Genomic DNA, 25,426 nt, shown 5'->3' on the forward strand with positions numbered 1-25,426 from the left:
GGAAAGCGAGTGCGTCCGGCGCGTCTGTAAATTCTTTCTCGTAAAAAGAATCCAACGGCCTGTTCCTTATTCTGCACGCAATATTTGCGCCAAAATGTTTCAAGTCCTTGAGGGCCGGGGGCTCCGGCATCCGGTGCAAGTCCTTGAGTTTAATGGCTATTCGCCAGAACGTTACCCGGCGACTCACTTTCAAGACGAATTCGCGCACCAGAAACACACAGATAAAGTGTGCGGCGCACAGAAAAAGGGCGAATAAGGAACGTTCGGCCGGATAGCGCTTCCAACACCCCGCCAAAGCTGGCAACATCGCGCCTTTTTTTACGCGGCACCCACGGGTTTGCACGATCAAACACCCGTTCGGTTGTTGACGGGGCGACAGTCTGCTGCGCCGATGCGACAACCCGCCACATGCCACCCGTTTACCGCTCGTAGCGCTGTTGGCTGCCATTGAAACGCTATGCTAGCTTGGCCGCCTCGCCAGGAAGGCCCGCCAACAGCAGGAGCGCAACATATATGAGGAACGCACATGGCTGAGGCCACGCCCGCGCTTGAAATCCGCAACTTGCACAAACGCTACGGACAGCTGGAGGTGCTCAAAGGCATCTCGCTGACCGCCCGCGACGGCGACGTGATCTCGATCCTCGGCTCTTCCGGTTCCGGCAAGTCCACGTTCCTGCGCTGCATCAACCTGTTGGAAAACCCGCACCAGGGCCAGATCCTGGTGGCCGGTGAAGAACTCAAGCTTAAAGCCGCGAAGAACGGCGAACTGGTCGCCGCCGACGGCAAACAGATCAATCGTCTGCGCTCGGAGATTGGTTTTGTATTTCAAAACTTTAATCTGTGGCCGCACATGAGCGTGCTCGACAACGTCATCGAGGCCCCGCGCCGCGTGCTCGGCCAGAGCAAGGCCGAAGCCATCGAAGCCGCCGAAGCGTTGCTCGCCAAGGTCGGCATCGCCGACAAGCGCCACGCCTACCCGGCGCAATTGTCCGGTGGTCAGCAACAACGCGCAGCGATCGCCCGCACGCTGGCGATGCAGCCGAAGGTGATCCTGTTCGACGAACCGACCTCCGCGCTTGACCCGGAAATGGTTCAGGAAGTACTTAGTGTCATCCGCGCATTGGCCGAAGAAGGCCGCACCATGCTGCTCGTGACCCACGAAATGGGCTTCGCCCGCCAGGTTTCCAGCGAAGTGGTGTTCCTTCATCAGGGCCTTATAGAAGAGCAAGGATCGCCACAGCAGGTGTTCGACAACCCGCTTTCGGCGCGCTGCAAACAATTCATGTCCAGCAACCGCTAACGGAGCAACATGCATGCAGAATTTCAAAAAGGTCTTCCTGGCCGCCGCCGTCACCCTCGCGTTCAGCGCCGGTGCCATGGCTGAAACCCTGAAGATGGGCATCGAAGCGGCCTACCCGCCGTTCAACAATAAAGACGCCAGCGGCCAAGTGGTCGGCTTCGACAAGGAAATCGGCGACGCCCTGTGCGCGAAGATGAAAGCCGAATGTTCCGTCGTCACTTCCGACTGGGACGGCATCATTCCGGCGCTGAACGCGAAGAAGTTCGATTTCCTGATTTCCTCGCTGTCGATCACCGAAGATCGCAAAGCCGCAGTGGACTTTACCGACCCGTACTACTCGAACAAATTGCAGTTCATCGCGCCGAAGAACGTCGACTTCAAAACCGACAAGGACTCGCTCAAGGGCAAAACCATCGGCACCCAGCGCGCAACGCTGGCCGGCACCTGGCTGGAAGACACCTACGGTGACGATATCAAGGTCAGCCTCTACGACACCCAGGAAAACGCCTACCTCGATCTGACCTCCGGCCGTGTCGACGCGATCCTCGCCGACAAGTACGCCAACTATGACTGGCTGAAAACCGACGCTGGCAAGAACTACGAGTTCAAGGGCGACCCGGTAGTGGAAAGCGACAAGATCGGTATCGCCGTGCGCAAGGGTGACAACGAACTGCGCAACAAGCTGAACGCCGCCCTGAAGGAAATCGTCGCCGACGGTACCTACAAGAAAATCAACGACAAGTACTTCCCGTTCAGTATCTATTGATCTGACCTGTGGGACCGGCGCCGTAATCAAGCGGCGCCGGCTCCCGACTTTGCCTGCCGCAATTTGAACAGAAACCCATGATTATCGACCTCTACGGATTCGGCCCGGCGCTCGCCGCTGGTGCGCTGATGACCGTCCAACTGGCCCTCACCGCCCTGTGCCTGGGCCTGGTGCTCGGCCTGCTCGGCGCCTTGGCCAAGACTTCCCCGTACAAGCCGCTGCAATGGCTTGGCGGTACCTATTCGACGCTGGTGCGCGGCGTCCCGGAATTGCTCTGGGTGCTGTTGATCTACTTCGGTACGGTCAACCTGATGCGCGCCCTCGGTGAGTACTTCGGCAACCCCGACCTGCAACTCAACGCTTTTGCCGCCGGTGTCATCGCACTGGGTTTGTGCTTCGGCGCCTACGCCACGGAAGTGTTTCGTGGCGCCCTGCTGGCCATTCCCAAGGGCCACCGTGAAGCCGGCCAGGCCCTGGGCCTGTCGAAATGGCGGATTTTCACCCGGCTGATCATGCCGCAGATGTGGCGCATCGCCCTGCCGGGCCTGGGCAACCTGTTCATGATCCTGATGAAAGACACCGCGCTGGTATCGGTCATCGGTCTGGAAGAAATCATGCGTCACGCGCAGATCGGTGTGACCGTGTCAAAACAACCATTCACCTTCTATATGGTCGCGGCGATCATGTACCTCGGCCTGACAGTGCTGGCGATGACCGGCATGCACTTGCTGGAAAAACGCGCCGCCCGCGGCTTTGCGAGGAGCGCGCAATGAACTGGGAAGTCATCATCAAGTGGCTGCCAAAACTAGCACAGGGCGCGACCCTGACGCTGGAACTGGTCGCCATCGCGGTCATTGCCGGCCTGCTGCTCGCCATTCCGTTGGGCATCGCCCGCTCTTCGAAGCGCTGGTACGTGCGCTCGCTGCCTTACGCCTACATCTTCTTTTTCCGGGGCACGCCGTTGCTGGTGCAGCTGTTCCTGGTCTATTACGGCCTGGCGCAGTTCGACGCGGTGCGTGAAAGCGCGTTGTGGCCCTACCTGCGCGATCCGTTCTGGTGCGCGACCGTGACCATGACCTTGCACACGGCGGCGTACATCGCCGAGATTCTGCGCGGTGCCATTCAGGCGATTCCACCCGGTGAAATCGAAGCCGCGCGGGCCCTGGGCATGTCCAGGCCCAAAGCGATGTTCTACATCATCCTGCCCCGTGCTGCGCGCATCGGCCTGCCGGCCTACAGCAACGAAGTGATCCTGATGCTCAAGGCCAGCGCCCTGGCCAGCACCGTGACCCTGCTGGAACTCACCGGCATGGCCCGCACGATCATTGCCCGCACTTATCTGCCGGTGGAGATCTTCTTCGCCGCCGGTGTGTTCTATCTGGTCATGGCTTACGTGCTGGTTCGCGGCTTCAAGCTGCTGGAACGCTGGCTGCGCGTCGATGCCTGCCAAGGCCGCTGATACTTCCCACGTGCTGACGGGCGAGGCCCTACTCGCCCGTTTCACGGCGCTGGATGCTTTTCTGATTGAGCATCAGGCGCTGTGGAAACCTCGACCGTTCACTCACCTACAACTTCCATGGGAAGCGTCCTACCCGGAGTTGTCTGCGTGGCTACGCAAGCGATCGCTGGAAGCCGCAGAACGCGCGCATAACCATCCTGCTGATCTTGTCGATGCGCCAGAGCCGTTCGCTTCATTGGCGAAGTTGTCGGCAGAGTTGAGTGCGGTCGGTGAGTTGCCGGGGCATGCGCTTGAGGCTGCCGGGCATCGCTTGAATGTCGATGTGCCCGGGCGCAAGTGGCAGCAGATCGAGGCGTTTGCCGGTCGCTTGTCTTTCGCTTCGCCACCGACGCATTGGTTGGATTGGTGTTCAGGCAAAGGGCACTTGGGACGGCGCTTAATGGGGTCGGGGCAGCAACTGACTTGCGTTGAATACGATCCTTTATTGGTCGCCAGCGGTCAGGCACTGAGTCAGCGTCATCACTTGCACGCCCTGCATGTCGAACAGGATGTACTCGCGGCAGACGCCCCGGCCGTATTGAACGCCGCCCACACCCCCGTCGCCCTCCACGCCTGCGGTGATCTGCACGTGCGCTTGATGCATTTGGCCAGTGCTGCCGGCTGCCAGCAAATGGCGATCGCACCGTGCTGTTACAACCGCATCAGTCGTAACGAAGACCAGGCCTTGTCCTGCGCAGGATCGGCATCGCTTCTACAGCTCTCGCTGGAAGATCTGGCGCTGCCGATGAACGAAACCGTCACCGCCGGTGCAAGAGTTCGACGCCAGCGTGACACTTCCATGGCCCGAAGACTGGCCTTCGACTTGCTGCAACGGCAACTGCGCGGCGTCGACGAATACCTGCCAACGCCCTCCCTGCCCAGCGCCTGGCTGGACAAACCGTTCGCTGCTTACTGTCGCGATCTGGCTGTGCTCAAAGAGTTATCCACAGTCGGCGAGCCAGATTGGCCCGAACTCGAAGCAGCCGGTTGGCAGCGGTTGGCCGAAGTTCGCAATCTCGAATTGCTGCGCGGATTGTTCCGCCGACCGCTGGAGCTTTGGCTGAATCTGGATCGGGCGCTTTTCCTCGCAGAACAGGGATACGTCGTACGCCTCGGCACCTTTTGCAACATCTCACTCACACCGCGTAACTTACTGCTGCTCGCCGAACGCGCTGAAAATACTACAGCCTGTGGATAACTCTGTTGATGGATTTTCCGTGGATCCAATATCTGTGCCTGTTTCGTCGCGTTAACAACACTGGTCATTTTTTGTTCACATGAATAAAAAACCTGTAAAACAGGGATTTGCGAACAAGATGAGAATGGGTTCACAACACCTCGCATAAGCCAGTATCCGCGCCTCTCAGTTGTGCATAAGCTGCCAATCAAAACGACATAACCGACGAATATTGGGCTAGCCGAGTGAATAATTGCGAGGTCATGAAAGCCGAAGCTGACCCGTACGCCCTGTATAAATGTCTTACTACGCGTGAGGTACAAAAGCAGCGCATAAATTTGCGCAGGGCCTGATTTTTCCGGAATGCAAAAATAGTCTGAATTCAGGGGTTTACAGGATCTACCCAACCGCTATAATCGTCGCCCACACGCCGGTATAGCTCAGTTGGTAGAGCAACTGACTTGTAATCAGTAGGTCCCGGGTTCGACTCCTGGTGCCGGCACCATACAAAACAAAGCCCCTGCAGAAATGCAGGGGCTTTGTTGTTTCTGAGTCAGCCAAGACGTCCAAAATGGGGATCGGGCAGGATGCAAATCCCGCAACGCCTCAGGATGCTGACTTGCGACCCGCAAGAGAGTCTGCGCTGCACCCGTCGGTTGCCTGCGCCCCTGCTCCCAATTCTGCAAAGTCCGCGCTTATGCCTCGCAGTATCTGCACGAGCTAAGCAAGGCATTGATCGATGATGTGGGGAAGTAATGGATTCGCCACCAGAAAGGCATTGATGCAAACCGCCATTCGAAGCCCTCGTTGATGCGAGGGCTTTTTGCATTTCAGGCCTGCCGAAAACATGCCGGCCTTCCTCAAGATCCCTTGATGCGCGGACATATCCGACTTCCCTCCTGCATCTATCCAGATAACCCGCCAGCCACTGGAGCGTTCTTGGCCAACGCATCGGCCGCCCCGCAGCCAATTGGGAACTAACGCCGAGCGCAACACTCCCTTACAAAGCGCGGCGCTGTGGAAGAGTCATCCCGCTTCATCACGTCAGCACAACGGACTGAATGCATGACATGGACCAAGAGACCATCGATGAACTCAACATCAGAAACGCCAAACGGCTCCGCACGTTCGCAAATCAGGGACTTTTCTGACTGTCGAAACATTGCTCACGGCGCTGCATTCATCATCGTTTCGGGCAGCTCCGCGAAAGATTTTCCCATCGAACAGTTTGCCGACATCCCGATGATCACGGTGAACGGTGCGATATCCATGTTCATGGGAACAGGCATAAAGCCGTTCTTCTACGCATGCACCGATACCAGTTTTTCGCTACAACAACCTGAACTGTTTGCCTATGCGATGCGCACTAGTCAGCGTGTAGCTGTGTGGGCTAACCAGGCTCAGGAACTGATTGTTGAACCGACAGGTGATCTCTATTTGCTCAAGAAAGCGCCCAAACCAACCTTGACTGAATGGCTACTGCGCAACAACCAGGATCTGGTACGTAATCGAGCTGTTTGGGGTAGTCGAAACCGCAGTATCGGGTTCAGCAAAAACCTGGCCCATGGTTTTTTTGATGCCCGCACAGTCTTGTATCTCGCACTCCAACTTGCCTATCACGCAGGCTTTTCAAAGGTGATTTTGGTGGGAGCGGATATGAACCAGTCCGCGGGGCGCTTTTACGAGACTGATGGAAGCTCTATCTCGCCGTGCGGTCTGGATCAGCATTTTCATTCCAGAATACTTCCATCTCTGAAACTCATGTCCGACAAAGTCGTCGGCAAAGAGTTTGCCGTTTACAACTTGTCGCCCTCTTCGCGAATTCCTTCCGGCGTCATTCCGGTCAAAACACTCGACGAAGTCAAAGCGATAATTCAGACCTGACTGACCTCGAACACAAACGAAATTCTGCCCTCACTTGCGCTCCAGAAATAGCGCAAGTGTTTACCCTGCTTCGGAATCGAAACCGCAGGCGGACGGAACGCCGCAACGCATTCATGCCCAGGCAACCGCACGCTGTTATAAAGCAAGCCCCACGACTCGGCGTCGCGCAGTTGCCGCGCGAACAGCTGTGATGGGCCATAGGCTTCAGGATCAGGCTGATGCAGATGATCAAAGCCATGGCGAACGTCGTGCAGCGGCTTGATCACCTGATTGATGTAAGTACGCATGGTCAATTCGAGATCGGCTTCCTGGGTCGCCGCGAGAAAGCGTTCCTGGTGAAAACAGGTTTCAGCGATGGCCGCAGCCTGGCTGCTGGCGGCGTAATAGACGCCGAAGGTGCCGTCACTGAAACGGCTGCGTTTGCCGACGTGAGTGAACGCGGCCATCACCGGGCTGGAACCGGGGCCGGACAGACGATCTTCGGGACGTACGCGAGCGAGTACGCCGGCCTGTTCGATCAGGCGATCATTGGTCAGCGCTTCGATGGCGTAGGCAACTTCGAGGTCCTCGGGGTCGAGGACGTCTTCGAACAGCGCAATCGGCGGGAAGCTGCTGTTGACGATGCGATACGCCCGCGGCCATGGCACATCCACCGGCGCCGGCGCTTTCAACCGCGCACTCCGTCGAGGTAGCGGCGTACATCGGCGATATCGACCACCCGGCCCGCCAGCATGTAATCCAGCGCGGTTTTGCCATTGAACGGTGCCGCGTTGTTCGGGCTGCTGACCCACTTGTAGGCGCGCTCGCGGCTATTGCTGAAGATGATGCTCAGCGCCTTGTGAATGCCCATCAGATAAGAGATGCGCTCGAGGGTGTCATGGGGCAAGCGTGTGTTTGGCAGGTGTTTGTATTTATAGAATGTGGTGTTGCCGACTCCACCGAGCAGGGTGCGTTGTTGCTCGGCGCTACAGCCCCAGCGCTCCATGAGGTTAAAGAAGAACTTCAGCGCGACGCGACCGGCTTCGGGGGCGTCGAGTTGTTCGCGTGGGGTGAGAGCTGGGGATGAGGTAGGCATAGACGCCTCCTGATTTTTTGTCTTAGCTGAAGACTAGTACATAACTGTAATTTTTTAGCGTTTTGATACACAAATGAACGAATCGTAACAATCAAACGCTCAGAAGCCGGAGTTAAGCCGGCTTATGTTTTTCTGCGCTATTTAAACAGTTCTGAATGACTCCCTAAACGATCCCAAGACTTCTTGAATTCAGAAGTCTGTGCACACTGTTTAGGCCGATCAGCGCGTTTTTGCGTTTTCTCCTGTTTCGCCATCAGCATTCCTTAGCATGTCGTCTATCGAGTCGAAACGCTGACGGATTTCTCGTGCTTCCATCATTGCGCGGGCCGTCTTCTCCGATGGAACTCGCACCTCGAAGGGAAGCCCCTGAGTAGCAACAACCTGTCGCAGAAAAAGTCGCATGGCGTCGCTAATGCTCAGCCCGCAAGCGTTCAAGACTTCAGTGGCACGCGCTTTCAAATCCTCATCAATGCGGCAGCGCACATCGGTAGTTTTCAGTAGTGCAGCCATTTCAATTACCTCATCGTGGTTTTGTAGCTACATCAGCGCTACCTCTGCATTGTGTTCGGAGTGATCTTTGTGGGTCAATGCGAAGTTGATAGGTGGTTATCTACCACCATGGCTCGCATGCCAGACATCCATTTCAACTCCTTTGACTGTTGGGCGCTATCAGCTGAATCGTTACTTTACCTGAGCCCTATCTGCGTATGACGCAGGCAAAAAGCTAGGAAGATGTAAGCTGTTTCTCTTCGAAAAAAATCTCCCCGCGCACCAAAACCACGCACTTTTTTGACCTTCATCACCCCCACTTCACCAAAAACCCCGATCCTCTGTCAGCCTCCAGCCATCGGCAGGGAAATCAATTCGCTACTAAATCCGCGACAACTATGCTCAGGTACAGGAATATAGCCGGCATATGGCGCCGGATCGGCAGTCTCGTAAACAACAATACCCAGCCCACTTCAGAGGGCATTACCCATGGATAGCAGAACCTTACGCAACCTCATGCGCATCGTGCAGACCGGCTCCTTGTCGGCCGCAGCCGAGCATTCGTGCCTGACTGTGCAGGCGTTGGCCGCGCAGTTGAACAAGGTCGAAGAGCAGTTCGGTTTCCGCTTGTTTCGACGTTCCAACAAAGGTCTGACGCTGACGCCGCAAGGCACCGAGCTCACGCCGTATATGGACAGAGTGCTGATCGCCACGCGACAGATGGAAGAAAAAGTCGAGGCACTCAAGGTGCCAGGCCAGCGCCCCTTGAAGGTCGCGTTGAACAACACGTTATCGGCTGACTTCAACCGGCGCATGATCGGACGCCTGATCGAAGTATTTCCCGATTACCAGATGGAATTCAGCTACGCCGAGTCGATGGAAAACCTCAGCAAGCTGAAGAATGAGGACTTCGATCTGGCGGTGTTGATCGGCCCACAGCGCCCGGGGTTGCCGAGCATCGTCCTGCCGGATGTGCAGGTGCAGGTGGTCGGTGCGCATTGCGGCCAGGAAAACGATCCACTGACGTTACTGGGCAACAAGTTTCAGGTGCGTCCCGCAGAGGATTGTCCGTATTCCCACAGCTTCTTGCGGTTTCTCGACGCCGGGCTGGGCAATCACGAGAACGGCCAGCGCATGGTCTATTCCTGCAGCGAAACCCTGACGCTGTCGTTGATCACGCAGATGGATGCGGTCGGCATGGTCTCGCGTGAAGCGGCGCAGAAGAACGGTCTGACGATTTTTCCCGGTTTCGAGGATTTCCTCGAAGTGCGCCTGGCGGTAAACAATCCGGAGCTGTCGCACCAGGCGCTGAACGACGTCGTTGATCTGCCGCTACATGAACGAGCCGAGCGCAATATACGCAGCCGTCCCCACCGCCACACTGAGAAAGAGGTTTTTGCTGAAATACGCACATAGCAACGTCGGAATCGCGGCATAGAATTCCGGGCGATCGAGCTGGATCTGCCGATCCTTGATCAACAGGGGTGTGAGGCTGATCGCAGCGACGATCGCCACCGGCAGATATTCCAGCGCCCGCGCCACGAAGGGCGGCCAGTGTTCGGTGTTGATCTGCAGTGGCAAGGCGCGCGGCAGGAATGTCACCGCCATCATCAGCACCACCACCAGAATCAGGAACGTTTGGTCAGGCATACACCCACTCCGCAGCCCACGAACGTGGCGATAAATACGTTGAAGGGCGAACTGCCGATCAGGCTCAGCGCACCCATGCAGACCACGGCGGCAGCGGCGGCAATCAGTTTGTTGCGCGTGTTGCACAGCGAGACCAGCACGTAGAGCATCATCGCCGTCAGCGCGTAGTCGAGCTGATACTTGATCAAGTGCGCCGCGTACTGCGCGCAGACCGCACCGAGCAGACCGCCGAGCACCCACGAGGTGTGACAGAACAGGTTGAAGCCGATCAGGTAACGCACATTGACCGGTGCGCCCGTGCCAAGCTTGACGCTGTGAAAGGCGAAGGATTCATCCGTCAGGCCACCGGCGTAAGCCCAACGCTCCATGCGGCTCAAACCAAGGGCGCGCAGCGCCTTGGCCATGTACACCGACATCAGCATGTGCCGCGCATTGATCAGGAAAGTGGTCAGCACAATGGTGGTCAGCGAGGCGCCGCTGGAGATCAGCGCCAGCGCGGCGAACTGCGAGGCGCCGGCATAGACAAACAAGCACATCGCTACTGGCAGCCACATCGGCAGACCGGCGTTGACCGCCATCAGCCCGAAGACAAACGACACGGTGAAATACCCGGCGACCACCGGGCTGGCTTCGGCAAACGTGCGCGACGGCTGATGAGTCGCCATCAGCGGCGCGCTGCCGGACCTTTCATTCATAGATCCCTCTCAAATGTTCGTTCGCCGTGAGGCTCGCAAAAACCCTGGGCAGTCCAGAATCGCTTGCCCGCGAGGTTAGCATCGTCGACGAACAGAAACATCCGCAGCACCCCGACCCGTTTCATGTCGGACGACGCTGCTTCAACCAGACGCTGGCCCACGCCCTGGCTGCGGTAGCGCGGGCTCACGGCCAGATGATTGATCGTGCCGCGACTGCCGAGCATGCCGCCGAGCACCGCGCCGACGATCTCGCCAGCCACATCGAACGCCAGATACGCCGTGGTGGTTTTCTGGATCAACACGCCGCGCAGGCATTTGGCGTCCTGCCATTCGCAGAACGACACTTCGTCGAACTGGCGGAAGAAGCGCTCCATGCGTTGCGCATCCTTGGCGGTGGCCCGGCGCAGTACCACTGGCGTCGAGCACTCGACGCCGTCGATTGGGGTGATCTGATTAGCGAACAATGTCGAAAGCGGTCCCGGGCCGCGAGAAGGAAATCGCCAGAATCTGCCGGTACGCCATGGCATGGGTGTGGGTATTGCGCGCCGGGGTCACGTAGTGGCGCATGTCGCGATCGAGGAAGAAGGTGGTATCGAGAATTTCCTCGTAGGTGGTCGCCGCCAGTTGATGCTCGTGAATGTCGTACAGTCGACTCTCGGCACCCTCTACGTTACTGCGGCCCCAGAAGTGCACACCGCTGAACGGATAGCCGTCGCAATGAATACCTTCAGGAGTGATTTCCAGCTGTTTGCCGGGTTTGATCTCGATGCGGATCTGATGGATCTGGCACTGCCAGATTTCATCGTGCAACTCTTCCGGCAGGACACTTTTGTACACTTCGAAATCGGTGTCGATCAGGCTGCGCATCACCGGCGAGGAGATCACTTCCTCGGAAAAGTCCTGGAAGTGGCGCACCACGCCACCGACGTAAGCGTTGTTCTCTTTCGATTGCACATAGGCGCGATGCTCAAGTTGCTTGAGCTCGCGAGTTTTCGGGTTGTATTCAAAGTCGCTGTAACGACGATAACGCATGCCGGCTTCGGCCTGACCGTAGTAGCTGTCTGGCTCCATGTTTTCCCAACTTTTGGTCAGTCTGACGAAGTCGGCAAAATGACCGTAGAGATTGAAGTCACCACCCTGGACGTTGACAAACTTGTCGCGCCGTAGCGATTCGCCCACTTCTCTGTTCAAAACGATCATTACCAAATTCTCCGCTGCGTTGAACGCCCTAATCTATTGGGTGGAGAATTTGCGTCCATGAGAAAGAATTTCAGGCATTTGAAGCACTGCTTGAAACGGAATCTGCAGCGCTTGAAAAACGACTTTTACATGACAAGAACACCGGTTATTTGCGGTTTTCGCTGAAAAACCGGCGAAAAAAAACCCCGAACGAATCGGGGTTTTCTCATTTTTCTTACAGCGGATCGATCATCAGAAGATGTTGATCGGATAGTCCACGAATACACGCAGCTCGTTACCGCTGACGTTGTACTCGCTGGATTTCTGCGACACCCGCAGGATCGAGCTGCGCAACTTCACGCTCAGGTCTTTGGCCGGGCCACTCTGCACGACGTACTTGAACTGGTTGAAAATTTCGCGCTCGGTGCCGCCTTCGCTGGTGGACGTGGTGATGTTGTCGCCGCGCACGTAAGCGAAGTTGTAGCTCAGACCCGGAACGCCGAACGAACCAAAGTCCAGACCGTAACCCAGCTGCCAGCTGCGTTCGTCTTCGGCGTTGAAGTCAGACCAGTAGGAGTTGGCCAGATAGATGGAGTTACCACCGTCGCCGACACGGCCCTGATCTTTCTGGTAGCCGCCGTAGGCATAACCGAGGTTGCTGTCGCCGGTGGAACGCTGGTGCGCCACGGTGAACGAGTGCGGGCCGGTGGCGAAGGTGGCTGCCAGGCTCCAGATCTTGTTGTCGCGACCGGTGACGATGCTTTCGCCCGGTACGGTGTTTTCGCGTACGTACGAGCTGTCCAGCTTGGTGCGATAGCCGTTGAAATCCAGGGTCAGCGACTGATCCTTGTTGAACGGAATCACATAGTTGGCGTTCACGTACTGTTTCTTCAAGACGTCCTCAACGTCGGAGGCGTACAGCGCGCCTTTGAAGTTTTCGGTGAACTGATAGCTGCCGCCCAACACGTTGATCGACTTCAGACCGCCGCTGTCACGGCCTTCATCGCTCTTGCGCGATTCGGCGGTGAAGCGACCGGCGTTCAATTCCAGGCCTTTGATCTCACGGGAGGTGATCAAAGTACCGGTATAGCTTTCCGGCAGCAGACGCACGTTGTCGTAGCTCAGCACCGGCAGGGCCGGCATCTGGTCGCCGTAGGTCAGTACAGTGTTGGACACACGGAACTTGACCGCAGCACCGCCCTTGGCAATGTCGTGGTTCGCGCGACCATCATTTTCCTGCCTGAAGAAGTCGATGCCGCCGGCGCCGCTACGGCCCTTGCCGCCGTCCAGGCGCAATGCGTACAGACCGAAAGCGTCCACGCCGACACCAACGGTGCCTTGGGTGAAGCCCGACGAGAACGTACCGATGGCCGCTTGGCCCCATTCGGCCTTGTCCTTGTTACCGTCTTTGTAATCACGATTGATGTAGGCGTTGCGCAACAGCACTTTAAGGCTGCTGTCTTCAACGAAACCCTTGGATTCGGCCTGGTCGTTAGCCATGGCCTGTGTAGCACTCAACATCCCCAGTGCGATCAGACTGATTCGCTTGTTCAACATTTTGTTTTCCTTATTACGGGTTGAAACGCGCTGTGTCGAACGGCTGAAACGGCGCTTTCTGCACTCTTGTATTCACCCCGAAACAAAAAAGCCCGCCGACGTAACGTCCTGGCGGGCCTGCTCCTTATTTTGAGTCATGGCGGTTAGCCACAGGCGTTGGGCCGAATCGTAGCCGCGCCCTGAACTGTGTGTCAATTTCAAGAATCGTCTTTAAATAGGCGAAAAACGTCTAAGAAACGTATTTTTTTTGCTGGGCTGTTGCAGAAAAAACGGATTAAACAGGGAGTTCTGAACTGTGGGAGCAAGCCTGCTCTGGAAGCGCTGGATCAGTTAACAAAGTCATTGGCAGTGCTGACGCCTTCGCGAGCAGGCTCGCTCCCACCTTTGAAAGCCTGTGGATAAAAATCAGGCCAAAAAAAGCGCCGCCATCCCGGCAGCGCTTTTTGACCAATCCCTGTTGTTCCTATCCTTCCATCACATCCCACAAGGCTTCCAGCTCGGCCTCGCTGAACAGGCCAGCGGGGTAGCGCTCGATCATCATCCGGCGCGGATCAGGTTCTCTGATCTGACGCGTTCCATTGGACTTCAACCAGTGCGCGACAAGCTGGAGCGATTCGCCGTTGACGGCCATGGGATGCACAGTCCGCTCGCTGATTACGTTCACTTCGGCGTTCATTTCAGCGCTCTCTCCCCGTTCGTGAGCGGCTACGTTATCCAAGGTTTGTGACAGAACTGTTGAAGTTCCCCTCCCTCCCTAGTGCATCAGGAGCAATACAAGAGCTATGCCAAGGCGACTCGAATGTGGACCGGCGGATACAAACAAGCCCGCGGTCCTGACGGGCTGCGGGCTTGCTTTCATGGGTAGCGAGCTAATCATTGCCTGACTGATTTGTTAATCAACTCAAGCTGTTACGACTCAACTCACTCTTTGTGCGGCGCTGGCTGCTGTTGGGTAAGGCAGTGAATATTGCCGCCACCCAGTAACAGTTCACGGCCCGGCACCATCACCACTTCGTGCTGCGGGAACAGCTTCTGCAGAATTTCCCTGGCCGGGGCATCCATCGGGTCGTCGAAGCTCGGCGCGATGATGCCGCCGTTGACGATCAGGAAGTTCACGTAGGAGCCGGCCAGGCGCAAGGAAGGGTTGCGCTCCTGCGAACCGTCCACCGGATCGACCCCGGCGCATTCTTCTTCGGTCGCATAGAGCGGCCCCGGAATCGGCATTTTGTGCACCGTGAACGGGCGGCCCTTGGCGTCGGTGCTGCTTTGCAGCACTTTCATTGCGGCCTGGCAGCGCGGGTAGTTCGGATCCTGCGGATCATCGGTCCACGCCAGCAGCACTTCGCCCGGACGCACGTAGCAGCAGAAGTTATCCACATGGCCGTCGGTTTCATCGTTGAACAAGCCATCCGGCAACCAGATGATCTTGTCCACAGACAGGTTGTCGCTGAGTACGGCTTCGATTTCTTCGCGGCTCAGGTGCGGGTTGCGATTGCGGTTGAGCAGGCATTCTTCAGTGGTGATCAGCGTGCCTTCGCCATCGACATGAATCGAACCGCCTTCGAGCACGAAACCTTCGGTGCGGTAACGTGGACTGCGTTCGATCTCGAGGATCTTGCCGCCGACCTGCGAATCACGGTTCCACGGTGCATACAGGCCGCCATCGAAACCGCCCCAGGCGTTGAAATCCCAGTTCACACCGCGCACTTCGCCATGGTTATTGATAACGAAGGTCGGGCCGCTGTCACGAACCCAGGCATCGTCGCTGGACATTTCCACCACGCGGATATTCGGCACATCGAGGCGCGCGCGGGCGTTTTCGTATTGGCCGGCGGAGACGGCAACGGTCACCGGCTCGAAGCGGGCGATGGCTTTGGCCACTGTGGCGTGCGCGGCCTGCGCCGGTTTGCCACCCAGACGCCAGTTGTCCGGGCGCTCGGGCCAGATCATCCAGGTCTGGGTTTGTGGCGCCCACTCGGCCGGCATGTAGAAGCCGTCGGCGCGCGGGGTACTTTTCAATGTGGTCATCAGGACTCCAGGGAACCGTCGAGGGTTTTCAACGCGCCGTACAGATTCGGCCGGCGGTCGCGGAATGAACCCCACGCGCTGCGAATATGTTCCAGCTCGTCGAGGTTGAACGTGTGCACAAGAATACCTTCTTCGGTTTTATTCAGCTCCTGCACTTTTTCGCCGAACTGGTTGGCGATGAACGAAGAGCCATAGAAGGTGATGTCGTAGCCGTCCTGCTCTTCATTGCCGATGCGGTTGCTGGCAACCAGCGGCATCAGGTTGGCGCCGGCATGGCCCTGCTGCACTCGCTGCCAGTGGTCGCGCGAAGAAATGGTCTTGTCGTGCGGCTCGCTGCCGATCGCGGTTGGATAAAAGAGAATTTCCGCGCCTTGCAGGGCCATGCTGCGCGCCGCTTCCGGGAACCACTGGTCCCAGCAGATGCCGACGCCGATTTTCGCGTAACGGGTATTCCACACCTTGAAGCCGGTGTCCCCCGGGTTGAAGTAATACTTCTCGTGATAGCCCGGGCCGTCCGGAATGTGGCTTTTACGATAAATCCCGAGGTTGCTGCCGTCGGCGTCGATGATCGCGATGCTGTTGAAGCGTGCACGCCCGGCCAGTTCGTAGAAGCTGATCGGCAGCACCACTTGCAGCTCTTTGGCAATTTTCCGGAAATGCTTGATGGCGACGTTTTCTTCAACCGTCGTTGCCAGTTGCAGGTAATCCGGATTGGGCTTCTGGCAGAAGTACGGTGCCTCGAACAGTTCCTGGATGAGGATGATCTGCGCGCCTTTGCCGGCGGCTTCACGGACCAGTCTTTCAGCGGTTTCGAGGTTGGCTTCCAGGTCCCACGAACAGGCCATCTGCGTGGCGGCGACGGTAACGATACGGCTCATGAATCATCTCCGGGCTAGTGCTTTGACGGTCGAAGAATTCAACCGAAAAGAAAACGCGCGCACCGGACAAGAGATCGCCATGCCGGAGCAATGGCGAATTTATAACCGATAAATATCGGCTTTAAAAGCTATAAATCATTAATCTATCCGCTTTAACGCTAATTAAATCGATAGAAATCGAACTTAAGACCGAAAACAAATGTGGGAGCGAGCCTGCTCGCGAATGCGCTGCGTCAGTCACCGCATGTGGCGACTGATACACAGCTTTCGCGAGCAGGCTCGCTCCCACAGGGGATGTGCCTTGCTTACAGGCCTTCGCTCAACACCCGATCCAGCATTTCGACGAAGAAATCCACGCTCTGGCGCGACGTCACCATCGGTGGCTTGATCTTGAGGATGTTCAAGTCATCGCCCGTCGGCTGCATGAAGATCCCCAACTCGCGCAGGCGGTCACACAGCAACGCTGTCTCGGCGGTTGCCGGCTCCAGCGTCTGCCGATTGCGGATCAGCTCCAGCCCCAGATAAAACCCGGAGCCGTGTACCGCGCCGACCAGCGGATGTTTATCGATTAACGCTTCCAGGCGCGCCTTGAAGTAACCGCCGACGACCTGGGCGTTTTCCCAGAGCTTTTCCTCCTCCATCACATCCAGCACCGCCATGCCGATCTGGCAACTGACCGGACTGCCGCCCGCCGACGAGAAGAAATAACCTTCGGCCTCCAGCGCCTCGGCGATTTCCCGGCGGGTGATCACCGCGCCAAGTGGCTGGCCGTTACCCATGCCTTTGGCCATGGTGATGATGTCCGGCACCACGCCCTGCTCTTCGAAGCCCCAGAAAAAGTGGCCCATGCGCCCGTAACCGACCTGCACTTCGTCAGCGATGCACACCCCGCCCTGCGCGCGGACCTTTTCATACACCTGCGGCAAATAGCCCGGCGGTAAAGAAATACCTCCGGCATTGCCGTAGACCGGCTCGCAGATGAAACCGGCCAGTTGCCGCTTCTGCTCGGCCAGTTTTTGCAGATGATGCTCGACGCTGCGCACGTAATCCGGCGCCGAATCGGCGCCACGGAACTCGCCGCGATACGTGTTCGGCGCTGGCACTGGGTGAACCCAGTCCGGGCGACTTTCCAGCGCCTTGGGGTTGTCGGCAATCGATGTCGAAACCGCATCGGCGCCGACCGTCCAGCCGTGATACGCCTCGAGCACGCTGATCATGTCGCGCCCGCCGCTGTAGGCCCAGGCCAGACGAATCGCCAGGTCATTGGCCTCGCTGCCACTGTTGACCAGGAACACGCGATCCATGCCCTTCGGCGCCAGCTTGAGCAAGCGCTCGGAAAACTCGGCCACCGCCGCATAGTTGAAGCGCGAATTGGTATTGAGCAACGACCACTGCCGCGCCGCGACCGCCGCCATCCGAGGGTGACCATGGCCGAGAACCGCGACGTTGTTGAGCATGTCCAGATAGGATCGGCCGTGCATGTCGATCAGGTGATTGCGCCAGCCGCGTTCAATACGTGGCGGGTCAACGTAATAGTGTTTTTGCGTGCGGGCGAAACTGGCATCGCGGCGTTCAAGCAGGGTTTGCGCGTCCAGCTCAGGCTCGGCGTCGCAGGCCAGCCCGAGCAACGTCGCCGGCGACGGGCACACCGCCTGCCATGCGGATGCACGCGACGGCGTGCAGAACAGCGGCGCGTCGAGTTCTGCTCCCCGGCACATCTGCACGAGCAGCCGCCCCGTGACCGCACCGAGCTTCTGGCCTCGATCCAGTGCCGCGCCATGGCCAAGAACTGCCGTCACGCCCCACAGGCGAACGCTGAACTGCGGGCCATCGAGTTGCAGCGCCCCGTTTACCGCTTGATTCAGAACGCCGGCGAACGGTGCTTGAACTTCGGTTCCGGTCGGCACACGCAATTCAACATGCAACGGGAACGTATCCGGTTCAGTCGCACTGTCCGGGCGGGTGCGTGACAAGCGGTACTGGCCATAACGCGTCGCCGCCAGCCCATGCACCGCTGCGGCTTCTGTCAGCAAGCGCTGATCAATGCCCGGCTGCTCCCAATTGCCCGCTTCGAAATGCGGACTCAACACGCCCAGATCGATCAGCGCAAATTCACGCCCGACCAGCCCGGGCAACAATGGTGCAAATTCTGTGTTTTCAGCCTCCGGCACGGTCTGTCCCACGGCGGTGAGAATCGCCGCTTCCATCAGCTCCAGTGGCACCGAGGTCGCGACGCGGAAGATTTCCCACTCGTGGCTGAGATTGTCGCGGCTATAAGTATTGGCGGGATCGATGCTCACCTGTTGCTCGCCACTGAGCACCAGCACCGCCGCCCGCGCCACGATCAAGGGCCACAGCGCTTGCAGTTCTGCGTACTGCAACGGATTGACCGCGTGATACGCCTTGACCGCCGGCAGGATGACAAACGGATCGCCATCGGCGTGATGCAGCAAAGCCGCACAGGTCACGGACAAATCAGTGATGCGCCAGGTGCGCACCAGATCACCGAAGTCGATCACCCCCTGCAATTGCCAATGCCGCTGGGCATCACGCGCCCAGACGACGTTGTCATCGGTGATATCCATGTGAATCGCCTGCACCGGCAGCTTGTCCAGCAGCGGCTGCAAACGGCGCTCGGCCTGCTCGGCGGCAGCGCTGATCACCGCACGCTGCTGCACGTCCGAGATCACCGGCAACAGATGACTGATCAAAGCGTTGGCGTGACGCGCGTCCCACTGCAAGGTGCGTTCAAGGCCCGGGTGATCGAAGCCTGCGAGCGCCAGATCCATCTCGCCACAGAGTCGGCCAAACCCGGCAACCACGTCCTGGCCAAGATGATCGAAATCGGTCAACGGCTGCCCGTCGATGTACTCCAACAACCGCACATGCACCGTTTCGCCATTGGCTTGCAACGACAACAGATCCGCACCGTTATTGGCTGCGATGACGCGCGGCACCTTGATCGCCGAGTGCTCGGCCAGATAATTGAGGCCTGCGTGCTGGGCTTGCAGTTCCACAAGAGCGTAGTCGCCACGACAGACTTTCAACACGAAGCGCCCATTTGCGCTGTCGACGCGGTAATTCAGATCCTGCTGGCTGCCCAGCGCCTGCAACGTGCCGCTGAGCCCGTAATGTTCGGCCAGCCATTGCAGCGCCTGCGCCTCTGAAACCTGCGGACCGGGCAAACTGGCGCGATGAATCAACGTGGCGAGCGGCATGAAACGACCCCTGAAATTTTATTAGGCGCTTATATCGCCATTGCCTTGGCGGTTACGCAACCCCCAGCGTGACTGAACGGCCCAATTCAAACCGAACGCTCGCGCCCTGCAGCACTTTGCGCAAGAATGTCGGCCATTCACACCTGTCTATGGAAATCCTCATGAATGTCATCACCACCGATCTGCCCGGTGTTCTGATCATCGAACCCAAGGTGTTCGGCGACGAGCGCGGTTTTTTCTACGAGAGTTTCAATGCCAAAGCGTTTCAGGACGCCACCGGTCTGGATACGCAATTTGTGCAGGACAACCATTCGCGCTCGCAAAAAGGCGTGCTGCGTGGCCTGCATTACCAGTTGCAGAACACCCAGGGCAAACTGGTTCGCGTGACCGCGGGTGAAGTGCTTGATGTGGCGGTGGACATCCGTCGCAGTTCGCCGCATTTCGGCAAGTCGGTGGCGGTGCGCCTGTCGGCGGAAAACCATCGCCAGCTGTGGGTACCGGAAGGTTTCGCTCACGGTTTCGTGGTGCTGAGCGAGTTCGCCGAATTTCTCTACAAGACCACCAACTATTACGACCCGTCCTCCGAGCGCAGCATTCGCTGGGACGACCCGGCGCTGGGCATCGACTGGCAACTGGACGAAGCGCCGAAGCTGTCGGCCAAGGACCAGGCGGCTGCGCTGCTCAAGGACGCTGACGTCTTCGCCTGAGGCCGGGCATAATGCGCCTGTCCCTACAGGCGTATCCGGCACATGAAACCACCGCTTCCCCGCAGACCCCGCTGGCGCAGCCTCGCGCTGTTGGCCCTGTGCCTGGCGCCGCTGCTGTGGCCGCTGGAACATCTTGCCGAGCGCTATTACCGCAGCGAACTCGCCGGGCAGAATCGCCAGACCCTCGATCTCTACGTCGCCAACCTGCTCGGCACCCTGCATCGCTATGAAGTGTTGCCGCAGATTCTCGGCGATCTGCCGGCCCTGCGCGCAGTGCTCGGTGCGCCGGACGACGGCGTGACCCAAGGCAACGCCAATCGCCTGCTGAATAACATCGCTGCGCAGACCGGCGCTGAAGTCATGTATCTGATGGACACCTCCGGCCAGACACTGGCGGCGTCGAACTGGGACAAACGCGACAGCTTCGTCGGCCGCAACTTCGCCTTCCGCCCGTATTTCAGTGAAGCCATGGCCGGGCGCCTCGGACGCTTCTTCGGCCTCGGCACCACCTCGGCCAAGCGCGGTTATTTCTTCGCTGCGGCTGTGCGCAGCGGCGAGAAAATCATCGGCGTGCTGGTGATCAAGGTTGACCTCGACCACACGGAAAGCCTGTGGGGCAAAACCCCGGAACAACTGCTGGTGACCGACCATAACGGCGTGGTCATCCTGACGTCGCGCCCGGAATGGCGTTTCCGCTCCACTCGCGAGTTGAGCGATGCCGAGCGCACCGCGATCACTGCGATCCAGCCCTATCCGACCCGTGAACCCAGGCCGCTGAACCTGAGCCCCGACGCCTGGCTGACGCAGACCCACGACATCGCCGAGACCGGCTGGAGCGTGAGCATCCTCGCCCCGCGCACGCTGATCGATCGTCCGGTGCGCACGGTGGTCGCGATCGGCGGCGCCACACTGTTGGTGGTGATGCTGCTGGTGGGTTTGATGATGCAGCGTCGCCGGCACTATCTGGAGCGCATCGCCTTCGAAGCCAAGGCCCGCCGCGAACTGGAAGGCCGGGTGGCCGAACGTACCAGCGATCTGGAAGGTCTCAACCGGCGTTTGAAACAGGAAGTGCTCGAGCGTGAGCAGGCGCAGCAGGAGCTGGTGCGCGCTCAGGACGATCTGGTTCAGGCCGGCAAATTGTCGGCACTGGGGACCATGTCGGCGAGTATCAGCCACGAACTCAATCAACCGCTGGCAGCGATTCGCAGTTATGCGGAAAACGCCGAAGTGCTGCTCGATCATCAGCGCACCGAGGACGCGCGCGGCAACCTCAAGCTGATCAGCGAACTGACCGGGCGCATGGCCTCGATCATCGCCCATTTGCGTGCCTTCGCTCGGCGCGATCGCCACGCACCGGAAAGCGTCGCTCTGCAACCGGCGCTGGACGATGCGCTGGCATTACTCGCCAAACGTCGGCGCAGCATGGAAGTCGAACTGATTCGCGACCTGCCCGCCGCGACGCTGTGGGTCGAGGCCGGCGAAACCCGATTGCGCCAGGTTCTCGGCAACCTGCTGGCCAACGCCCTCGATGCGCTCACCGAAAAAGGCCCGCCGCGCAAGCTGTGGCTGAGTGCCGAAGCCACCGCCGACGGCGTCAATCTATACATTCGCGACAACGGCCCCGGGTTCTGCATGGAAGCTCTTGGCCGCGCCAGCGAGCCCTTTTACACCACTAAGACCCGCACACAGGGTCTGGGTCTGGGACTGGCCATTTGTGAAACGCTGATGCGCGCATTTGGTGGCGAGCTGTCGTTCGCCAACCACAAACAAGGCGGTGCCCTGATTACCCTGCGCCTGCGCGCCGGCGCGCCCGGAGTCAGCCTGCAACCGTCCGAGGATCGAAGTGCATGACCATCGACAATCGCATCCAGGTAGTGTTGATCGACGACGATCCGCACTTGCGCCAGGCTCTCGGCCAGACCCTGGACCTGGCCGGCCTGAAAATTCTGCCGCTGTCCGAAGCCAAGGGCCTCGCCGCACAGCTTGAGCGTGACTGGCCAGGTGTGGTGGTCAGCGACATTCGCATGCCGGGCATGGACGGCCTCGAGCTGCTCAGTGAATTGCACGCACAGGATCCCGAGTTGCCGGTGCTGCTGATCACTGGCCATGGCGACGTACCGCTGGCGGTGCAGGCGATGCGCGCCGGCGCTTACGACTTTCTGGAAAAACCCTTTGCCAGCGATGCACTGCTCGACAGCGTCCGTCGCGCCCTCGCGCTACGGCGGCTGGTGCTGGACAACCGCAGCCTGCGTCTGGCCTTGAGCGACCGCAACGAATTGAGCGCGCGGCTGGTCGGCCATTCGACGCCGATGCTGCGCCTGCGTGAGCAGATCGGCGCGCTGGCGGCGACCAAGGCCGACGTGCTGATCCTCGGCGAAACCGGTGCCGGCAAAGAAGTCGTGGCCCGCGCGCTGCACGACTTGTCGAGCCGCCGCAACGGTCCGTTCGTAGCGATCAACGCCGGCGCCCTGGCGGAATCGGTGGTGGAAAGCGAACTGTTCGGTCACGAGCCCGGCGCCTTCACCGGGGCGCAGAAACGTCGCATCGGTAAATTTGAATTTGCTAATGGCGGCACGCTGTTTCTCGACGAAATCGAAAGCATGAGCATGGACGTGCAAGTGAAACTGCTGCGCATGCTCCAGGAGCGGGTCGTCGAGCGCCTGGGCGGCAATCAGTTGATCCCGCTGGACATCCGCGTCATCGCCGCGACCAAGGAAGACCTGCGCCAGGCGGCGGATCAGGGCCGCTTCCGCGCCGACTTGTATTACCGCCTCAACGTCGCGCCGCTGCGCATCCCGCCGTTGCGCGAACGCGGCGAAGACGCACTGGTGTTGTTCCAGCATTACGCCGATGAAGCCAGCGCCCGTCACGGCTTGCCGCCCCACGAGCTGCAACCGGCACACCGCGCCCTGCTGCTGCGCCACACTTGGCCAGGCAATGTACGTGAACTGCAAAATGCCGCCGAACGCTTCGCCCTCGGCCTTGAACTGGCACTGGACAACAGCGCTGATGGCAGCGGCGGCGCGCCTGTAGAAGTGGTCAGCGGCGGCCTCAGCGAGCAAGTCGAAAACTTCGAAAAATCGTTGATAGCCGCCGAACTGGCGCGCTCGCACAGCTCGGTGCGCAGCCTCGCCGAAGCTCTGGGTATTCCGCGCAAGACCCTGCATGACAAGCTGCGCAAACACGGTCTGAATTTCGGCGACAGCAGCCACGGGGAAGACAACGAATGAGCAGCGAAAGCGAATACCTGCAAACGGTGCTGCATCACGACATTCCGCTGACCGCCGAAATGGGCCTCGAGGTGCTTGAGTGGCGCGAGCAGCAACTGAGCCTGCACCTGCCGCTCGCGCCCAACGTCAATCACAAGAGCACCATGTTTGGCGGCAGCCTGTATTGCGCAGCGGTGCTGGCCGGTTGGGGCTGGTTGCATTTACGTTTGAAGGAAGAAGGGATTGCCGACGGACATATCGTCATTCAGGAAGGGCAGATCAGTTATCCGCTGCCGGTGACGGGAGACGCCATGGCCATTTGCCCGGCGCCGGAGGCCGCGGTGTGGAAACGCTTTGTGGCGATGTATCGGCGTTATGGACGGGCGCGGCTGACGCTGGATACGCGGATACTGAATGCGGGAAGTGAGGACGAGGCGGTGAGATTTACCGGGCAGTACGTTTTGCACCGTTGAAGATCAACAGCCCCTCACCCTAGCCCTCTCCCGAGGGAGAGGGAACCGATACGGGGATGCTACAGATTTACGTCGACCTGAAACTGCTTCGCCGAATCCACAATCGACTCGATTCTCCAGGTCGATGCATAGCGCCAGACAACTCGGTCGGCTCCCTCTCCTGGGGGAGAGGGCTGGGGTGAGGGGAATTGCGGATCAGGCAGTTAGCCTCGGGCCAACTCCAACAACCGTCCGCGCCACGCAGCCTTCGCCGGCAGCGCCAGAAAGAACTCGTTCAACAGCGATTCTCGCGGCGGATAACTGAACGCTTCACCCTTCAAATCCAGCACCTCGCCCCCCGCCCCTTCCAGCACGCCCTGCGCTGCCGCCGTGTCCCACTGCGAAGTCGGCGCCAGTCGCGGATAGCAATCAGCAGCACCTTCGGCCAACAGACAGAACTTCAAGGAACTGCCGATATTGGCCAGTTGCAACTCACCAAGGCTCGCGCTCAACCCGGCCAGCAAACGCTCTTGCTCGGGACTTGAATGTCGACGGCTGGCCACCACAGTAAACGCCTCGCCCGGCGCAGGCACATCGCGCACCTGAATCGCCGTCGGCGTACCGCCCTCGTCGCCACGCCAGGCTCCAAATCCGGCGCCGCCGACATAAAAACGACCGTTGGTCGGCATCGTCACCACACCAAACACCACCCGGCCATTTTCGATCAGCGCGATGTTGACGGTGAATTCCTCGCTACCGCTGATGAACTCCTTGGTACCGTCCAGCGGATCCACCAGCCACCAGCGTTGCCAACCGGCGCGCACGCTTTGCGGGATGTCGGCGTCCTCTTCGGACAGCACCGGAATGCTCGGATCCAGCGCCGTCAGCCCGGCAACGATAAGGTGATGGGCGGCCAGGTCGGCGGCCGTGACCGGCGAATCATCGGACTTGGCCGTGACTTCAACGCCGGCGCGCCAGAACGGCAGAATCGCCTCGCCAGCCTGTAAAGCCAGCGCAACCACAGGTGCCATCAGCGGATGGGGAAAATTCATCGACGTCTCACTCATAGCTGAACACCCCGCGCTGGCTCAGCAGGTCGCGGGTCAGATACAGCGCAGCCAAGGCGCGGCCCTCGGAAAATTGCGGATTCTGCGCCAGTGCCGACAGTTCGCGCAGGTTGACCTTGTCGACCCGCATCGGCTCCGGTTCATCACCTTCCAGCCGCTCTTCATACAGGTCGGTGGCCAGCACCACCTGGATTTTCTGGCTCATGTAACCGGGCGACAGCGACAGCTCGGTCAGATGTTCCAGTTGACGTGCGCCATAACCGGCCTCTTCCTTGAGTTCCCGCTCAGCGGCCGCCAGCACGTCTTCGCCCGGCTCGATCAGGCCTTTGGGCAGAGACAGTTCGTACTCGTCGGTGCCGCCGCAGTATTCCTCGATCAACACTGCGTGTTCGGCATCAAGCATCGCGACGATCATCACCGCGCCGTAGCCCGCACCCTTGCCGACCAGACGCTCGTAAGTGCGCTCCACGCCATTGGAAAATCGCAGCTTGAGTTCTTCGACGCGAAACAGGCGACTGGTGGCGACGATCTCGCGGGCGAGTACGGTGGGTTTCTGGCGCATGCAAAGCTCCTTGGCGTGAACGCGCTACTATAACG

General features: G+C 59.1%; 26 protein-coding genes, 1 tRNA gene and 1 pseudogene. 13 read left to right on the top strand and 15 right to left on the bottom strand.

Features of this window, described 5'->3' with window-relative positions; translation table 11 throughout:
- The first annotated feature begins 526 nt into the window (after nucleotides 1–526).
- The 6 genes from J2Y39_RS20305 (at nucleotide 527) to J2Y39_RS20330 (ending at nucleotide 5,246) form a co-directional block, all read left to right on the top strand.
- The gene (locus tag J2Y39_RS20305; RefSeq protein WP_236168220.1) at nucleotides 527–1,300 is read left to right on the top strand and encodes an ABC transporter ATP-binding protein; all 774 of its coding nucleotides are present in this window, start codon (nucleotides 527–529) and stop codon (nucleotides 1,298–1,300) included.
- A 13-nt stretch (nucleotides 1,301–1,313) separates the two neighbouring features.
- Nucleotides 1,314–2,066: an ABC transporter substrate-binding protein gene (locus J2Y39_RS20310; RefSeq protein ID WP_095181077.1), complete on the top strand. Its 753-nt coding sequence runs from the start codon at nucleotides 1,314–1,316 to the stop codon at nucleotides 2,064–2,066.
- A gap of 77 nt (nucleotides 2,067–2,143) precedes the next feature.
- Nucleotides 2,144–2,839, top strand: coding sequence for an ABC transporter permease (locus J2Y39_RS20315; protein WP_016772144.1), 696 nt, complete (start codon nucleotides 2,144–2,146; stop codon nucleotides 2,837–2,839).
- Entirely contained in the window at nucleotides 2,836–3,525 is a 690-nt protein-coding gene (locus J2Y39_RS20320) for an ABC transporter permease (protein ID WP_016772145.1), read from the top strand. The genes J2Y39_RS20315 and J2Y39_RS20320 overlap by 4 nt, the downstream gene beginning before the upstream one ends.
- Nucleotides 3,506–4,762, top strand: coding sequence for a methyltransferase (locus tag J2Y39_RS20325; RefSeq protein WP_252868625.1), 1,257 nt, complete (start codon nucleotides 3,506–3,508; stop codon nucleotides 4,760–4,762). The genes J2Y39_RS20320 and J2Y39_RS20325 overlap by 20 nt, the downstream gene beginning before the upstream one ends.
- Nucleotides 4,763–5,170: 408 nt before the next feature.
- Nucleotides 5,171–5,246, top strand: a tRNA-Thr gene (locus tag J2Y39_RS20330).
- An 85-nt stretch (nucleotides 5,247–5,331) separates the two neighbouring features.
- Here the strand turns inward: J2Y39_RS20330 and J2Y39_RS20335 are convergent.
- Nucleotides 5,332–5,433: pseudogene (locus tag J2Y39_RS20335) on the bottom strand (helix-turn-helix domain-containing protein); the annotation flags it as partial.
- Nucleotides 5,434–5,452: 19 nt separating this feature from the next.
- Between J2Y39_RS20335 and J2Y39_RS20340 the strand changes: the two are divergent.
- The gene (locus tag J2Y39_RS20340) at nucleotides 5,453–5,497 is read left to right on the top strand and encodes a hypothetical protein (protein ID WP_252869526.1); all 45 of its coding nucleotides are present in this window, start codon (nucleotides 5,453–5,455) and stop codon (nucleotides 5,495–5,497) included.
- Between the two features lie 309 nt (nucleotides 5,498–5,806).
- Complete coding sequence (locus J2Y39_RS20345; protein ID WP_252868624.1) at nucleotides 5,807–6,625, top strand: lipopolysaccharide biosynthesis protein; 819 nt, start codon at nucleotides 5,807–5,809, stop codon at nucleotides 6,623–6,625.
- On the opposite strand, the gene J2Y39_RS20350 is transcribed toward J2Y39_RS20345, so the two are convergent.
- The 3 genes from J2Y39_RS20350 to J2Y39_RS20360 form a co-directional block, all read right to left on the bottom strand.
- Nucleotides 6,616–7,296, bottom strand: coding sequence for an RES family NAD+ phosphorylase (locus J2Y39_RS20350; RefSeq protein WP_252887135.1), 681 nt, complete (start codon nucleotides 7,294–7,296; stop codon nucleotides 6,616–6,618). The two genes, J2Y39_RS20345 and J2Y39_RS20350, sit on opposite strands and share 10 nt — an antisense overlap.
- Entirely contained in the window at nucleotides 7,293–7,700 is a 408-nt protein-coding gene (locus tag J2Y39_RS20355) for an MbcA/ParS/Xre antitoxin family protein (RefSeq protein WP_252887134.1), read from the bottom strand. The genes J2Y39_RS20350 and J2Y39_RS20355 overlap by 4 nt, the downstream gene beginning before the upstream one ends.
- Before the next feature lie 219 nt (nucleotides 7,701–7,919).
- Nucleotides 7,920–8,210, bottom strand: coding sequence for a type II toxin-antitoxin system RelB/DinJ family antitoxin (locus J2Y39_RS20360; RefSeq protein WP_056787159.1), 291 nt, complete (start codon nucleotides 8,208–8,210; stop codon nucleotides 7,920–7,922).
- Between the two features lie 468 nt (nucleotides 8,211–8,678).
- Here J2Y39_RS20360 and J2Y39_RS20365 point away from each other — a divergent pair, with 468 nt between their 5' ends.
- Nucleotides 8,679–9,605, top strand: coding sequence for a LysR family transcriptional regulator (locus J2Y39_RS20365; RefSeq protein ID WP_310219367.1), 927 nt, complete (start codon nucleotides 8,679–8,681; stop codon nucleotides 9,603–9,605).
- Here J2Y39_RS20365 and J2Y39_RS20370 read toward each other — a convergent pair.
- The 9 genes from J2Y39_RS20370 to J2Y39_RS20410 form a co-directional block, all read right to left on the bottom strand.
- Entirely contained in the window at nucleotides 9,522–9,839 is a 318-nt protein-coding gene (locus tag J2Y39_RS20370) for an AzlD domain-containing protein (RefSeq protein ID WP_024011198.1), read from the bottom strand. The genes J2Y39_RS20365 and J2Y39_RS20370 overlap by 84 nt on opposite strands.
- A complete protein-coding gene (locus tag J2Y39_RS20375) occupies nucleotides 9,818–10,534 on the bottom strand; it encodes an AzlC family ABC transporter permease (RefSeq protein ID WP_016772152.1) in 717 nt (238 codons plus the stop codon). The genes J2Y39_RS20370 and J2Y39_RS20375 overlap by 22 nt, the downstream gene beginning before the upstream one ends.
- The gene (locus J2Y39_RS20380) at nucleotides 10,531–10,908 is read right to left on the bottom strand and encodes a GNAT family N-acetyltransferase (RefSeq protein ID WP_008080517.1); all 378 of its coding nucleotides are present in this window, start codon (nucleotides 10,906–10,908) and stop codon (nucleotides 10,531–10,533) included. The genes J2Y39_RS20375 and J2Y39_RS20380 overlap by 4 nt, the downstream gene beginning before the upstream one ends.
- A gap of 79 nt (nucleotides 10,909–10,987) precedes the next feature.
- On the bottom strand, nucleotides 10,988–11,734 hold the full coding sequence (locus J2Y39_RS20385) for a 2OG-Fe dioxygenase family protein (RefSeq protein WP_041477502.1): 747 nt from the start codon (nucleotides 11,732–11,734) through the stop codon (nucleotides 10,988–10,990).
- Nucleotides 11,735–11,965: 231 nt separating this feature from the next.
- Nucleotides 11,966–13,270 (bottom strand): OprD family porin, encoded by a 1,305-nt coding sequence (locus tag J2Y39_RS20390; RefSeq protein WP_150741768.1) that lies wholly within the window; start codon nucleotides 13,268–13,270, stop codon nucleotides 11,966–11,968.
- A 463-nt stretch (nucleotides 13,271–13,733) separates the two neighbouring features.
- Complete coding sequence (locus tag J2Y39_RS20395) at nucleotides 13,734–13,946, bottom strand: hypothetical protein (protein WP_056787152.1); 213 nt, start codon at nucleotides 13,944–13,946, stop codon at nucleotides 13,734–13,736.
- Between the two features lie 245 nt (nucleotides 13,947–14,191).
- Nucleotides 14,192–15,298 carry an agmatine deiminase gene (gene aguA / locus J2Y39_RS20400; protein ID WP_310219372.1) on the bottom strand — a complete coding sequence of 369 codons (1,107 nt, stop codon included), beginning with the start codon at nucleotides 15,296–15,298 and terminating at the stop codon, nucleotides 14,192–14,194.
- Nucleotides 15,298–16,176, bottom strand: coding sequence for an N-carbamoylputrescine amidase (gene aguB, locus J2Y39_RS20405; protein WP_041477498.1), 879 nt, complete (start codon nucleotides 16,174–16,176; stop codon nucleotides 15,298–15,300). Before aguB ends, aguA begins: the two co-directional genes overlap by 1 nt.
- 305 nt (nucleotides 16,177–16,481) lie before the next feature.
- Nucleotides 16,482–19,394, bottom strand: a complete 2,913-nt coding sequence (locus J2Y39_RS20410) for an aminotransferase (RefSeq protein ID WP_310219375.1) — start codon at nucleotides 19,392–19,394, stop codon at nucleotides 16,482–16,484.
- A 161-nt stretch (nucleotides 19,395–19,555) separates the two neighbouring features.
- Here J2Y39_RS20410 and rfbC point away from each other — a divergent pair, with 161 nt between their 5' ends.
- The 4 genes from rfbC to J2Y39_RS20430 are packed head-to-tail and all read left to right on the top strand — an operon-like array spanning nucleotide 19,556 to nucleotide 23,783.
- Nucleotides 19,556–20,101: a dTDP-4-dehydrorhamnose 3,5-epimerase gene (rfbC, locus tag J2Y39_RS20415; RefSeq protein ID WP_056787145.1), complete on the top strand. Its 546-nt coding sequence runs from the start codon at nucleotides 19,556–19,558 to the stop codon at nucleotides 20,099–20,101.
- A 42-nt stretch (nucleotides 20,102–20,143) separates the two neighbouring features.
- Nucleotides 20,144–21,952, top strand: coding sequence for an ATP-binding protein (locus J2Y39_RS20420; RefSeq protein WP_310219377.1), 1,809 nt, complete (start codon nucleotides 20,144–20,146; stop codon nucleotides 21,950–21,952).
- Entirely contained in the window at nucleotides 21,949–23,331 is a 1,383-nt protein-coding gene (locus J2Y39_RS20425; protein WP_041477494.1) for a sigma-54 dependent transcriptional regulator, read from the top strand. The genes J2Y39_RS20420 and J2Y39_RS20425 overlap by 4 nt, the downstream gene beginning before the upstream one ends.
- Nucleotides 23,328–23,783 (top strand): thioesterase domain-containing protein, encoded by a 456-nt coding sequence (locus J2Y39_RS20430; protein WP_056787139.1) that lies wholly within the window; start codon nucleotides 23,328–23,330, stop codon nucleotides 23,781–23,783. Before J2Y39_RS20425 ends, J2Y39_RS20430 begins: the two co-directional genes overlap by 4 nt.
- Before the next feature lie 203 nt (nucleotides 23,784–23,986).
- Here the strand turns inward: J2Y39_RS20430 and cysQ are convergent, their stop codons facing one another.
- Together cysQ and nudE are read right to left on the bottom strand one after the other, a co-directional pair.
- Nucleotides 23,987–24,814: a 3'(2'),5'-bisphosphate nucleotidase CysQ gene (gene cysQ, locus J2Y39_RS20435; RefSeq protein WP_095181090.1), complete on the bottom strand. Its 828-nt coding sequence runs from the start codon at nucleotides 24,812–24,814 to the stop codon at nucleotides 23,987–23,989.
- Between the two features lie 7 nt (nucleotides 24,815–24,821).
- The gene (gene nudE / locus J2Y39_RS20440; RefSeq protein WP_016772166.1) at nucleotides 24,822–25,391 is read right to left on the bottom strand and encodes an ADP compounds hydrolase NudE; all 570 of its coding nucleotides are present in this window, start codon (nucleotides 25,389–25,391) and stop codon (nucleotides 24,822–24,824) included.
- Between the last annotated feature and the right edge of the window lie 35 nt (nucleotides 25,392–25,426).

The organism is Pseudomonas sp. 2957 (assembly GCF_031456345.1).
GTDB classification, from domain to species: domain Bacteria; phylum Pseudomonadota; class Gammaproteobacteria; order Pseudomonadales; family Pseudomonadaceae; genus Aquipseudomonas; species Aquipseudomonas siliginis.